The organism is Knoellia sp. B-D-2, assembly GCF_057714695.1.
Genome location: NZ_CM173189.1, coordinates 1 through 12,059 on the forward strand (window position 1 = coordinate 1; position 12,059 = coordinate 12,059).

11 protein-coding genes and 1 pseudogene are annotated in these 12,059 nt (G+C 66.4%); 10 read left to right on the top strand and 2 right to left on the bottom strand.

Annotated features, from left to right (window positions below):
* Nucleotides 1-640: 640 nt before the first annotated feature.
* Complete coding sequence (locus AC3EU2_RS00005; RefSeq protein WP_488177704.1) at nucleotides 641-877, bottom strand: hypothetical protein; 237 nt, start codon at nucleotides 875-877, stop codon at nucleotides 641-643.
* Nucleotides 878-1,124: 247 nt separating this feature from the next.
* Here AC3EU2_RS00005 and istA point away from each other — a divergent pair.
* The 3 genes and pseudogenes from istA (at nucleotide 1,125) to AC3EU2_RS00020 (ending at nucleotide 3,227) form a co-directional block, all read left to right on the top strand.
* Nucleotides 1,125-2,354 (top strand): annotated as a pseudogene (gene istA / locus AC3EU2_RS00010) (IS21 family transposase).
* A 97-nt stretch (nucleotides 2,355-2,451) separates the two neighbouring features.
* Nucleotides 2,452-2,871, top strand: coding sequence for an ATP-binding protein (locus AC3EU2_RS00015; RefSeq protein ID WP_488179518.1), 420 nt, complete (start codon nucleotides 2,452-2,454; stop codon nucleotides 2,869-2,871).
* Entirely contained in the window at nucleotides 2,844-3,227 is a 384-nt protein-coding gene (locus tag AC3EU2_RS00020; RefSeq protein ID WP_488179519.1) for an ATP-binding protein, read from the top strand. The genes AC3EU2_RS00015 and AC3EU2_RS00020 overlap by 28 nt, the downstream gene beginning before the upstream one ends.
* A 184-nt stretch (nucleotides 3,228-3,411) precedes the next feature.
* Here AC3EU2_RS00020 and AC3EU2_RS00025 read toward each other — a convergent pair whose 3' ends face one another.
* Nucleotides 3,412-3,552 (bottom strand): hypothetical protein, encoded by a 141-nt coding sequence (locus AC3EU2_RS00025; protein WP_488177705.1) that lies wholly within the window; start codon nucleotides 3,550-3,552, stop codon nucleotides 3,412-3,414.
* A gap of 551 nt (nucleotides 3,553-4,103) precedes the next feature.
* Between AC3EU2_RS00025 and AC3EU2_RS00030 the strand changes: the two genes are divergently transcribed.
* The 7 genes from AC3EU2_RS00030 to AC3EU2_RS00060 all read left to right on the top strand — a co-directional run bounded on the left by AC3EU2_RS00030 (nucleotide 4,104) and on the right by AC3EU2_RS00060 (nucleotide 12,028).
* Nucleotides 4,104-4,982, top strand: a complete 879-nt coding sequence (locus AC3EU2_RS00030) for a slipin family protein (RefSeq protein WP_488177706.1) — start codon at nucleotides 4,104-4,106, stop codon at nucleotides 4,980-4,982.
* 295 nt (nucleotides 4,983-5,277) lie between these two features.
* A complete protein-coding gene (locus AC3EU2_RS00035; RefSeq protein WP_488177707.1) occupies nucleotides 5,278-6,798 on the top strand; it encodes an MFS transporter in 1,521 nt (506 codons plus the stop codon).
* A 988-nt stretch (nucleotides 6,799-7,786) separates the two neighbouring features.
* Nucleotides 7,787-9,961: an NUDIX domain-containing protein gene (locus AC3EU2_RS00040; protein ID WP_488177708.1), complete on the top strand. Its 2,175-nt coding sequence runs from the start codon at nucleotides 7,787-7,789 to the stop codon at nucleotides 9,959-9,961.
* Nucleotides 9,958-10,371, top strand: a complete 414-nt coding sequence (locus AC3EU2_RS00045) for a hypothetical protein (protein WP_488177709.1) — start codon at nucleotides 9,958-9,960, stop codon at nucleotides 10,369-10,371. Before AC3EU2_RS00040 ends, AC3EU2_RS00045 begins: the two co-directional genes overlap by 4 nt.
* A 534-nt stretch (nucleotides 10,372-10,905) precedes the next feature.
* Nucleotides 10,906-11,013: a hypothetical protein gene (locus tag AC3EU2_RS00050; RefSeq protein ID WP_488179520.1), complete on the top strand. Its 108-nt coding sequence runs from the start codon at nucleotides 10,906-10,908 to the stop codon at nucleotides 11,011-11,013.
* Between the two features lie 343 nt (nucleotides 11,014-11,356).
* Complete coding sequence (locus AC3EU2_RS00055; RefSeq protein WP_488177710.1) at nucleotides 11,357-11,665, top strand: metal-sensitive transcriptional regulator; 309 nt, start codon at nucleotides 11,357-11,359, stop codon at nucleotides 11,663-11,665.
* Nucleotides 11,666-11,713: 48 nt separating this feature from the next.
* Nucleotides 11,714-12,028 carry a heavy-metal-associated domain-containing protein gene (locus AC3EU2_RS00060; protein ID WP_488177711.1) on the top strand — a complete coding sequence of 105 codons (315 nt, stop codon included), beginning with the start codon at nucleotides 11,714-11,716 and terminating at the stop codon, nucleotides 12,026-12,028.
* Nucleotides 12,029-12,059: the final 31 nt, after the last annotated feature.

Here is a 12,059-nt window from a genome sequence, read left to right on the forward strand (position 1 = left end):
CCTCACCTAAGGTATCCGCACCACCAAGGCGCGTGAAAGCAGTGCGGGGAACGCCCGAGAGCGGCGAGAGCCGGGATCAGGGAGTCGAGCACGTCGTGCATCGGGCACCGGAGCGGCTCAGACTGACGACCTGCCCCCGTTGACCAGTGCTGTCTCGCAGTCGTTTGGGCCAGCACCCCGACCTAACCGTGCTCCGGTCGGCTCGCGCCGATGCGCTGTGCGGCCCTGTCGCCCAGCGCGACGTAGAGGAGTCCGCCGGCCCCGCGGTCCTGCCCAGTAGTGGGCGTAGCCGACGGTGCTTCTGGCGACCACTGCAAGTTTCAACCCCGAGGGGACCGCCATCACGACCCCGACACCACCCAGTGAGAGGCTGCCCAGCCTGGTGAACAGCTGTGGGGTCAGGCTCACCCGGCACTGCGCCGCCTCCGGCCGGCGCACCGACACCTCTGACAGCCCGTTCCGGTCGACGGCCTGGGTCACCGCCCGCGGGCGGGCCAAAGACCAACCCGGGCCGCCGGTGAGCACCACGCCCCCCAGGGTGGCGAAGGCCCGTCCAGTGATCATGTCCCACTCGTCGGAAGCCACGTGGCCGCTTTTCACCCGTCAAGGCGCCGAGACTGCGGCGCCGGCGTCGACAGCTCTACTTTCGCCCGGTCGCAACGTCACCGTGCGAGTGGGTCACTCCATCCTCGTGGGTGTGCTCGACAGGCCGACGTGACATGCCGCCCATCGCCCACATCATCGCAAGCATCATCCCCATGCAGGCCAACGGCCACAGGAGGAACAACGCACCTCCGTCGACGAGGCCCGAGAAGAACAGCGCACCCCCACCGACGACCAAGCCGACCATGAGGTACATATGCGTCTTGTGGTTCATCTCTTCCAGCTCCTGCATGTATGCGACGACCGAGCCGAACTCCTGCCGGTGAACCAGCAGGTCGTGCAGCCCGATACCGACGCTACGACGTTCACACGCGCTGGGTCAGGGCCAAAGGTCCCCTCCCGTCGTCTCCACCGACCGAGCGACTCGACGGCGCCGGCTGCTACAGCACCTGTCAGCGACGGGTGAAAGCTGATCCCTGATCGACGGGTGGAAACGGACCCCCTCGACGGCCCTGTGGAGGGTGATCAGCGTGGAGGACTGGGCGGAGATTCGGCGGTTGCACCGGGCGGAGGCGATGCCGATCAAGGCGATCGCGCGCCGGCTGGGTGTCTCGAGGAACGCGGTGCGGCGGGCGCTGGCGAGGGACGATCCGCCGCGGTACCAGCGGCCGGTGAAGGGCTCGTGCGTGGATGGGTTCGAGCCGGCGATCCGTGAGCTGCGGCGTCAGTACCCGTCGATGCTGGCGACGGTGATCGCGGAGAGGGTTGGCTGGCTACCGCTCGGTCACGGTGTTGAAGGACCGGGCGCGTGAGCTGCGGCCGGTGTACCTGCCGCCGGACCCGGCCTCGCGCACCACGTATGTGGCTGGGGGTCGGGTTCAGTGCGACCTGTGGGTCCCGCCGGTGGACGTCCCGCTGGGTTCGGGCAGGTCGGGCGGACGCCGGTGCTGGCGATGGCCGCGGGGTACTCGCGGATGTTGTTCGCGGTGATGACCCGTCCCGGCAGGCGCTGGACCTGATCGCCGGGCACTGGCTGCTGCTGAGTGGGCACCTCAAAGCGGTGCCGCGCGAGCTGGTGTGGGACAACGAGTCCGCGGTCGGGTTTTGGGGGCCGGTCGGCCGAAGCTGATTGAGGGCTTCGATGCGTTCCGTGGCGTGTCGAATGTGGGGTGCATCAGTGCTGCCCCGGCGACCCGGAGGCCAAGGGCATCGTCGAACGCGCGAACGGCTACCTGCAGACCTCGTTCCTGCCCGGACGTACCTTCGCGTCGCCGGCGGACCGCAACGCCGAGCTGTGGGCGTGGTTGCCGGCCGCGAACCAGCGGATCGTGCGCCGGATCGGGTGCGCCCCGGTCACCCGTTGGGAGGGGGACCGGGCGGCGGTGCTGGCCCTGCCGCCGGTGCCACCGACGCTTGGGTGGCGCCACCAGGTGCGCCTGCCGCGGGACCACTACGTGCGCTTGGACGGCAACGACTAATCCGTGGACCCGGCCGCGGTCGGTCGACAGGTGCAGGTCCTCGCCGGGTTGGACACCGTGACCGTCACCTTGGCTGGGAAGGTGGTCGCCGAGCATGCGCTGGTGCTGGGCGCGGCACCAGAGCCTCACCGACCCGGTCCACCACGCTGCAGCCCTCGCCCTGGCTGCGCGGCCCGCAAGCCAAACCCGGCACCGCAACCCGACGTGGTCGAGCAGCGGGACCTGGGCGTGTACGACGCCGCGTTCGTGATCGCCGATGAGGAGGTCGCCTGATGCCCGCCAACACCAGCGCCTCCCGGGACGTTGAGGCCGAGCTGGCGTTCCTGACCCGCGCCCTGAAGCGCCGAGCCTTCGGGAGTCGATCCCGCGCCTGGCCGAACGGGCCCGAGAGGCGTCCTGGACTCATGAGGAGTTCCTCGCCGCGTGCCTGCAACGCGAGGTCGCCGCCCGGGAGTCCCACGGCAGCGAAGGACGTATCCGTGCCGCGCGCTTCCCGGCCCGTAAGTCTTTCGAGGACTTCGACTTCGACCACGCCTGCAGGCTGAACCGGCAGGCCATCGCCCACCTGGGCACCTTGGACTTCGTGGCAGCCAAAGAGAACGTGGTCTTCCTCGGACCGCCCGGCACCGGTAAGACCCACCTGGCCACCGGGATCGGGATCCGCGCCTGCCACGCCGGGCACCGGGTGCCGTTCGCCACCGCCAGCGCGAGTGGGTCGACCGCCTCGCCGGAGTCCACCACGACGGTCGCCTCCAGGACGAGCTGCGCCGCCTCGGCAGGTACCCGCTGATCGTCATCGACGAGGTCGGGTACATCCCCTTCGAACCCGAAGCGGCCAACCTGTTCTTCCAGCTCGTCCCTTCCCGCTACGAGCGGGCCTCACTGATCGTCACCTCCAACAAGCCCTTCGCCCCCTGGGGCGAAGTCTTCGGCGACGACGTCGTGGCCGCAGCGATGATCGACCGGCTCGTCCACCACGCCGACGTCGTCAACCTCAAGGCGACTCCCACCGCCTCAAGAACCGCGTCCTCGGCCGCGTCCCCACACCCCGAGAGGGGTCAGTTTTCACCCGACGCCACGGGTTCATTCTCAGGCGACGTTGAGCACCGTCCACCAAGGGCGCCGACCCTGTTCATCAGACCTTGATTCGCGGACCTCAGCCCGCATCCCTATGTCCTTGGGGGCACAACATCGTGGCCATGGAAGGTCGCAAACCTTCGCCCGGACGATGCAGGACCTTCTCCCCTAGAGGGGAGACATGGCGCCCACAAGAGTGGGGAGCAGTCGAGGCAAGGAGTTTGTGATGCTGAAACAGAGACCACTCGTCTACCTAGCGCTCATTGTCGCCTTTGGCGGTCTCCTCCTGGCGGGTGTTTCTGTCGATCGCGTTCTCTCCGTTGGATTTGTCGTGCTGATGCTGATGATGCATCTGGGCGGACACGGGCATGGTGGCCATGGGAGCGGCGGTCATGAGGGACACGACATGGACGTGGGATCGGGAGGCCGTAGCAGGCCTGACTCCGCGCCGATGGGGGACACAGCCGCCGGAAAATGAGCGCATCCCGGCTCATCTTCGGCGCCGCTTCACGGGCGCGGGAGGCAACCTGCTGTGTGGGGTCTTGGGGCTGCTCACTTCCGCACCAAGGCGTTCGCCATGCCCGCGGTACACGGTGCGCGCCCCGATCCTTCAGCACCTTGAAAGGCACTCTCGCAGGATGGCTCAGCGTTGGCCAACCCGGATCTGGCGATGAGACCGCTTTGCCAGCACCACACCTGAGCGTGGGGGCGCTCACGACCAAATGCAGACACAAGGCTCGGAGTGCAGCACCAACGTAGCGAGACCCACTGCGGCCGTTTGGGACACCCCCGTCTGTTGGACGGGGGTGCATCGTCTTGATCGGGCAAAGGGGACTTTGGACCCTGCCCGTCGGTGCGAGCTCGTGGTCGTGTAGGAGCAGTGAGGAATAGGGCAGCTCGGCTCCGAGCGGCAAGGTTCCCACGTGACCGGATCGGAGCACCACCATGAGCACCGAAGCGATTGTTCTGACGGTGATCGTCGCCGTTGTGTTCGTCCTTCTTTCGATGACGATCAAGATCGTCAAGCAGTACGAGCAGGGCGTGGTGTTCCGGCTGGGACGCGTCACCGGGGCACGCCAGCCGGGGCTCCGCACGATCATCCCGTTCGTCGAGGTGATGCATCAGGTCTCCCGACGAATCGTAACCATGCCGATCCAGTCGCAGGGCATCATCACCCGCGACAACGTCAGCGTGGACGTCTCCGCTGTCGCCTATTTCCGGGTTACGGACACGGTCAAGTCCGTGGTCGCGATTGAGAACGTGCATGCCGCGATCGACCAAATCGCCCAAACCACGCTGCGCAAGGTGGTCGGCCAGCACACACTAGACGAGACGTTGTCGGAGACCGACCGGATCAATCTGGACATTCGCGAAATCCTCGACGTCACCACCGTCGAGTGGGGCGTCGAGGTCACTCTGGTCGAGCTGAAGGACATTCAGCTGCCCGACAGCATGAAACGCGCTATGGCGCGACAGGCCGAGGCCGAGCGAGAGAAGCGAGCAAAGATCATCAACGCCGAGGGCGAGTCCCTGGCCGCAGCGGCACTCGGGGATGCCTCCGACACGATGATGGCTCACCCGCTGGCGCTGCAGCTGCGCAACCTCCAAAGCCTGGTCGAGATCGGTGTGGACAAGAACACCACCGTCGTCTTCCCCGCACCCCTAATGAGCACCATCGCCGAACTCGGTGCGTTCCTGGCCCGCGAGTCCGCGGCGGCCTCCCAGTCAGCGCACGCGTCCGGTGGCACCGAGAAGCCAGCGATCAAGCCGGTCGTTGTGGTGCCCGCCAACGGGACGGCTGGCGCGCGGACAAGCGCCATGTAACCCGCGCAGCCGTCACATCGCCACTGCCCGTGCCTGACCGCGCAGAGTGGCGCGAAAGGCAATCAACGAGCTGCGGATAGATGCCGCGGACTCAAAGGGCCAGAAGCTTCCGAAAGCAGGGAAACGACATGAGCACCGGACGCGTTCTTGCCTTGATCCTTGGGGTCGCAGTGACCGCGATGCACCGCAGTCCGAAATCCGAGGCCACCAGCGCGGTGAAAGTGCCGACCATCCGTGTGATCAAAGGCGTTCACCCAGAGTCTGAGCCCGACTTTGGTCGGGGGCGTGCGCACCGATGAAAGGGTCACGTCCCACACGTGGCACCACCTCCAGGACACGAGCCGCGGGCGCGAGACCGTCGAATCTGTCCGCGAAGCCTGAGGGACGCTGGATCGCCCTAGCCGGACTCACTCTGGTCACGTTCTTGCTGTTGCTGGACGACACGGCGGTGGCCGTCGCGCTCCCAACGCTTCAACGCCAGCTCGGCCTGGGCCTTAACGGACTCGAGTGGGTGGTCAACGCCTACACACTAACCATCGCCGCGTTCACCATGCTTGCCGGTCGGATCGGTGACCGCGACGGTCGGCGCAAGATCTACCTCACCGGCCTCGCGATTTTCACAGTGGCATCCCTCGGAGCGGGCCTGACCCCAAATGGGGCGTTGTTGATCACCGCCCGCGCGGTCCAAGGCCTCGGCGCCGCACTGGTCGCCCCCACCTCGCTGGCGATCATCGCCGACAGTTTCCCGCGCAACGAGCGCGGCATGGCCATCGGGATCTGGGCCGCGGTCTCCGCCAGCGCACTCGGACTGGGCCCACTCTTCGGTGCCATCATCAACGACAGCTTGGGGTGGCGCTGGATTTTCCTGCTCAACGTTCCCGTGGGCCTCGGCGCCTGGCTGGTCGCCCGCGCCGTTCTTAGCGAGTCTCGCGTGGCCGACGCTCCGCGGCACTTGGACGCGGCGGGCGCAGCCATCTCCGGGACCGGCCTTCTTGCGTTGCTGCTCGGCGTTTCCCAGGCCAACGACGTCGGGTGGAGTTCCCCCCGCGTCATCACCCTCTTGGCGGCCGCTGCTTTCAGCTTCGCGGTGTTCGGCTGGCATGAGAACCGCACCGTCGAACCACTGCTGAGGCTTTCACGATTCAAAGACCGGGCCTTCGCCGGGGCAAACATCCAGATCCTGCTGGCTACGTCGGTGATGTGCAGCCTCTTCTTCTTCCTCGCCCTGTACCTGCAGGTTGTCCTCGGCTACTCGGCACTCGCCTCGGGGGTCGTCCTGTTACCCCTGACGGTGACCATCGTGATAGTCGGTCCGCTCGCCGGCCGGCTGGCCGACCGGATCGGGCCGCGCCTGCCCGTCACGGTGGGGATGCTTCTGCTCGCTGCGGCTCTGTTTGGCCTGTCGGGGCTGGGTGTGGACTCGAGCCTCGGCAGGCTGATGCCTTGGTTCGCCATGGCCGGGCTGGCCATCGGACTTGTCACCTCCCCGACTACCGCCGCTGCCATGGGGTCCACCGACGCCGCTGACCATGGCACAACCGCGGCCGTATTTAGCACCTTCCAAACCACAGGCCTGACCCTCGGCATCGCGATCATGGGAGCGATTATGGCGTCCTTCGGATCAGGTGCGGCGTTCGCCCGCGGCATTGACGCCGAACATCACGCCGCCTTCGTCCAAGGCTTTTCCGCCGCGCTCACCGTCAACGCCGGGATCGCCATGTTCGCCGCCGTGCTCGCCGCGATCATGCTGCGCCCACCACCGCTCCTTCCCGAGTCGCGGACCGTCTCAGCCAGCGGCGAGCAAGACCACACCTGAGCGACCGCCGCGCTAAGCTCGCTCGCCACTTCAAACAGTCAGTCCCCAAGCACTGCGCCAGTACAACCACTGGACACGCGCCCCAGCGATAACGAGCCCTGACCCTTCACCAAGCCTGGCGGACAACCCGGCCGTGATGCGTCCCTGCCTGACGCCCCAAAGGCGAGACCTACAAAGACCGGAGCCGATTGGATTGCGGCAGCCGGCACGCGATCGCCGTCCGCCGCCGGAGAACGTCGGGGGCGGAGGTGCCCCGGCCGCTCCGGGACAAGGAAGCTGCTAGGTCAGGACGTCGTGCATCGAGGGGCGTTGCGCCGGAACCCATGTCCGTGCCGCCGCAACTGACTGCGCCGACAGCGTGACTAACTTGCGGTGCCTCGTCGTTCGTCGCCCTGTGCCCTCGCAACTGACTGCGCCGACAGCGTGGCTAGGTTTGCGAGTGCCTCGTCGTTCGTGGCCCTGTGCCGCCTAACCGCGCGTCCTTGAGACTGCCTGCCCTGGCCGACTCTGTTGTCGTCGGCCGCGGTCGGGCCCCTCGGCGGGGTCGAATCGTCATGGTCAGCTCTCGGTGTAGGCCGTGACGGTGCGACTGGTGCACGAAATCGGCAAACGGACCCATCGAGCCGGCGGGAAGGTGAGCGCCTCAGGTTGGGCGACCGACCGGTTGCGAAGTGGGGCCTGCGACGGCGTTCCGAAGCCGATGAGAACGGCCGAGACGTCGGCTAGCCCCACGTCTGGGCTCATCACTTCGGCGGTCTCCTTGTGGTGATGACCTTGCCCACGACCCCATCGGCCCCCATGAGGCCACGAGCAAAACCTCGACCACACCCAACATGGCAAGGGGCGGGCAGGGCCGCGGCGCCATCGATGCCCCAAACGCATCGTTGAGGCCGTGCCGCGCAAAAGGCTCCCGCCCCGATCGGTGGCCGGCCTCGGCGGGACCAAAGGCTCTGGTTTCCGAGGGACGGTCGCTGACAGTGTCGCCGACATGGAACGCCCCATCGACGTGTGCAACCCTTGCCTCGCGCAACTCTCGTCACCGCGGGAGCGGCTGCTGGCACTTCAGAAAGCCATTCTCGCGGAGTCCGAGCCGCTGATCACGGTCACGCATCTGCTTCGTTTGTGTCGGGACGAGCACAGGGTTCTCTCGGAAACCCGGCACGAACCGGAGAGCCGCCAAGCCGTGGTGAAGGTCATCGACGCCATCAACGATCTGATCTCCAGCGAGGGGTTCTCGACCCTGCTCGAGGTATCGGTCCGACGTGCTCTCTCCGAAGCACTGGGGCTCGTTCCCGATGTCCCCGTCGTGCTGGTTGCCCACGCCCTCGCAGAACTCGTGGACGACCGGTTCGGGCACACGTTCCTTGAGTCCTTCCGACGGCGCAGTCCATACCAACCAGGAGTGGGCGACCCCATCCCGCTGGACAATCCCGACCTTCGGAGAGTGACAGCAATGCGGCCCACCTCACCGCCGTGGCGGTTAGCGAACCGGCTGGACGAGACGCGGCGTGTGCGACTGGCCGGTGAATGGGCGGTTCATTTCCGCATCGTGTTCGACTACAGCATTGCCGACAACCTCGACACCCTGATGAGCCACGACGCTGTGATCGCTACCTGTCATCCCAATCGCAGCCTCCTAGAACTGGACCTCGCCCAGGTCAGGGACGGGCGGACGTTTCCCATCGGTCCGATCGACGCTGCGCGACAGAGCGTCGAAGTCAACAAGCTCATCAGCCAGGCAACCGGCGCTGGCGCCTCCATCGTTGTCTTGCCTGAGTTGTGCCTCACCGAGGAGATGGCTCTAGAGCTGCAGGAATGGGTACGCCGACCGGACGGCCCCGGCCTCCTGATCGCTGGTAGCTTCCACCACGAAGATCCACACGACCAGGAACCAGGACAACGCCGCCGCAGGAACACCGCAATCGCTTGGATGCGGGGGCACGAGCAGCCACTCCTGCACGACAAGCACTCCCCTGGTGATGGGCCAATCGTGGAGAACATACAGCCCGTGGGATGGCCGGAGTTACGGATCTACGTCAGTGCCCAAGGGTGGCACCTCGTGATCGCCATCTGCCGCGATCTGCTGAACCCACTGGCGGTGAACGCCCTGGCGGAGGCGGGGGCGAACTTGGTTCTCGTCCCGGCCATGAGTGAGACCCTCATGGCGTTTGGTGGGCCAGTCGCCCACCTGGTGGGCGCGGGCCAAGCGTTCGTCGCTGTCGCAAACAACCCGGGCGACTGGACGGTCGAAAAGCACATGTCGCCGGCGCGCCATCCTGCCCGCGCATTGTTCGGACATCCAGGCCTTGGCCAGCAGACTCGATTTGTGCAACCGGGAAACCCTCGACCCGGGGTGGCCCTGATGCGTGCCGATTCCGCTCAAATCACCTGGGTGCCCGGCGCGTCCACTCCGGACCAGGGACGCCCAGGTCTCCAGGGACAGCGCGATGAGCGAACACGCCCGGGCTGGGCGACCCGGTTGATGGAGGAGGCCCGAGATGCCCTCTCTATCGACTACGGGCCCGAACGGGTCGCGCTCAGACAAGCGGCAGTGCTTGTTCTTCTCACCGAGGGGGCTCAAGGACCACAAGTTCTGCTGACTGAACGAACCAGCGATCTGACCGACTACCCGGGCCAGATCGTGTTCCCAGGCGGTGTCGCCGAACCGGGCGACCGGGGCCCCGTCGCAACGGCGCTGCGCGAGGCTACGGAGGAGGTGGGCTTGGACATCCACCTCGTCACAGTCATCGACTGCCTCCCCCCGCTGGCGCTGCCGGACACCGGCTTCGTCGTTCACCCGGTCTTGGCCTGGGCCAAACAAGCGCCATCCCTTGCCGCGGTGAACTTCGCAGAGGTCGCGGACAGCTTCGAGATACCGCTGTATCGGTTCGCCGACCGACATGGCCGCATCCCTGCGGTGGATGGCGATGCACGCGGGTCAGCTGAACCACCCCAACTGGGAGCTCTCACGAGTGCGGTTATCGACATGGTGCTCGCCCGACTCCTTCGCGGCGAGCCCAGTCGAGAAGCCGCCTTCGGCAACCACGCCGTCGCCGCCGGAACGGCCCCGCCCGCACCCTGGGATACCCCCCGTGTTGGCAGACCCATGGTGCACCAGCCGTCCGTGCCCGAAGCAAACAGCGAAGTTCTCTCGCCGCGATGACATCGATCGCGGCATGGCTTTTGACCCTCTGCGGCATCAGCCTCGTGGGCATCGGTGGCTTCTTCATTCTGGCGCGTCCGGCACTGCTGCCCGAGGACGCGCGATTCATGAGCTCCACCACCCAGGAGATCTTCCATGCCGTTCCCGGTCTCGGCCGGTGGCTACGCCGCGTGTTTTGGGTGATGGGCGGCTACGTCGTCACGACGGGGTTCCTGGTCCTATACGTCGCTAACACCGGCCTGCGCTCAGACAGCGGCGGCGCTCTCGCCATATTGGCACTGTCGGGACTGGCCTCGATCGGGTGGATGACCACGGTCAACTTCCTGATCCGCTCCGATTTCAAGTGGGCCCTGCTGTGCCTTGATCTGGTTTGGGCACTGGGCCTACTGCTAGCCGCGACTGCTCGATGACCCGAAGCCGCAGGAGGACGATGGGTGCAGCGGCTATTCCACCGCGCCGACCTCGTTGGTGAACTCATCGTGTCCTCGATGTAGTTCGTCCGTCCGATGCCGGTTACTTTGCGCGAGCGGATTCGTTCAGGACATCACCGCCGTCGCGCGCGCGGAGGAAGGTGGGCTCATCTCCAACGATGCCCACGGACACCAACACGCTGGTTGACTCGGCCACGGCCGCTGCACGGAACGCGTACGACGCCCAGCAGATCGCCCTCGACGTGGACACCCGGCAAGCGGGCTCCGTTCTGCCGACCCGGACCGCATGGCCCAAGTGCTCGGCAACATACTGGACAACGTGCTGCAACACACCCCTCCCGACGGACGGGTTCGAGTCTGCGTGCTCAAGCTCGACCCCGGCCTGGGTGAAGATCACCGGGACGGACAACGGCGAAGGGATCGACACCCACCATTTGGGTCACGTCTTCGAGGCGTTCTACCGCGCCGACCCGGCCCGCAGCTGCGCGCGCCGGCAGCGGTATCGGCCTGATCATCAGCCAGTCGCTCGTCGAAGTCCATGGCGGGGGCCTGTCCGCCTCGAGCCCTGGCCTCGGTGGCGGAGCCGCGTTCACCATCCGACTTCCCCTCGACCGGGCGTAGCCGGGTGCGCCGGCCGCGGCACACCTGTGTGGGCTTCACTGAAACTTCATAGGACCTCCGACGAACTCCTCGGTTGCACTCGCCAGACTGAGCGCTACACGACACGGCGAGGAGCCACGTGACCAAAGCCCGCCGTTCGCCGATCGCGGCTGTCTCGGCAGCTCGGCGCACCACTGGGGCAAGATCGGCACAGGCACACCCTGCTCCGCCGACCTTAAGCAACGACGGGTATGCGGGCCGCTAGCCCGCGACCGCGACGCAAGAGCGAAATCCCACCCACAGCACCTCTCGGAATATTACCCCTGGAGGGTATGTTGGACCTGTCGACATGGTGGAGGAGCGTATGAGCGAGAAGAGTCCAGCCCGGGTCGTGCCGGGCTACATCGACAGCAAGGACGACCAGTTGCGGCGGCTGCGACGGATCGAGGGTCAGGTCCGCGGCCTGCAGAAGATGGTGGAGTCCGATACCTACTGCATCGACATCCTCACCCAGGTCTCCGCGGCCACCAAAGCGCTTGAAGCAGTAGCCCTCGGCCTACTGGACGACCACCTTCGCCACTGCATATCCCATGCAGCGGCAGGGACCACGTCAGACCTCGACCGCCAGATCGACGAGGCCTCTGCCGCGATAGCGCGACTCGTCCGCTCCTAAGCCAACGCCCAAAGAAAGCGAAACCCGATGTCGCAAAACACTCCTGACATGTCCCTGCCGCTGGCGCAGTCGAACGGCTGCGCGTGCTGCGGCGGGACGTCGTCCGCACCCAACAACGCCCCTTCAAGCAAGGAGACCGCCATGAACACCCAGAGCTTTCCCGTCACCGGCATGACCTGCGGCCACTGCGTCAGTGCAGTCACCAGCGAGCTGAAGGACCTCCCCGGCGTCACTGACGTCGATGTCGAGCTCGTCGCCGGAGGCTCCTCCACGGTGACGGTGGCCGCCACGACCCCTCTCACGGACGACCAGGTCGCTGCGGCCCTCGACGAGGCCGGCGACTACCACCTCGCCCGCCCGTAACGACACACCAGCCCAGCCTGACGGGGAAGGA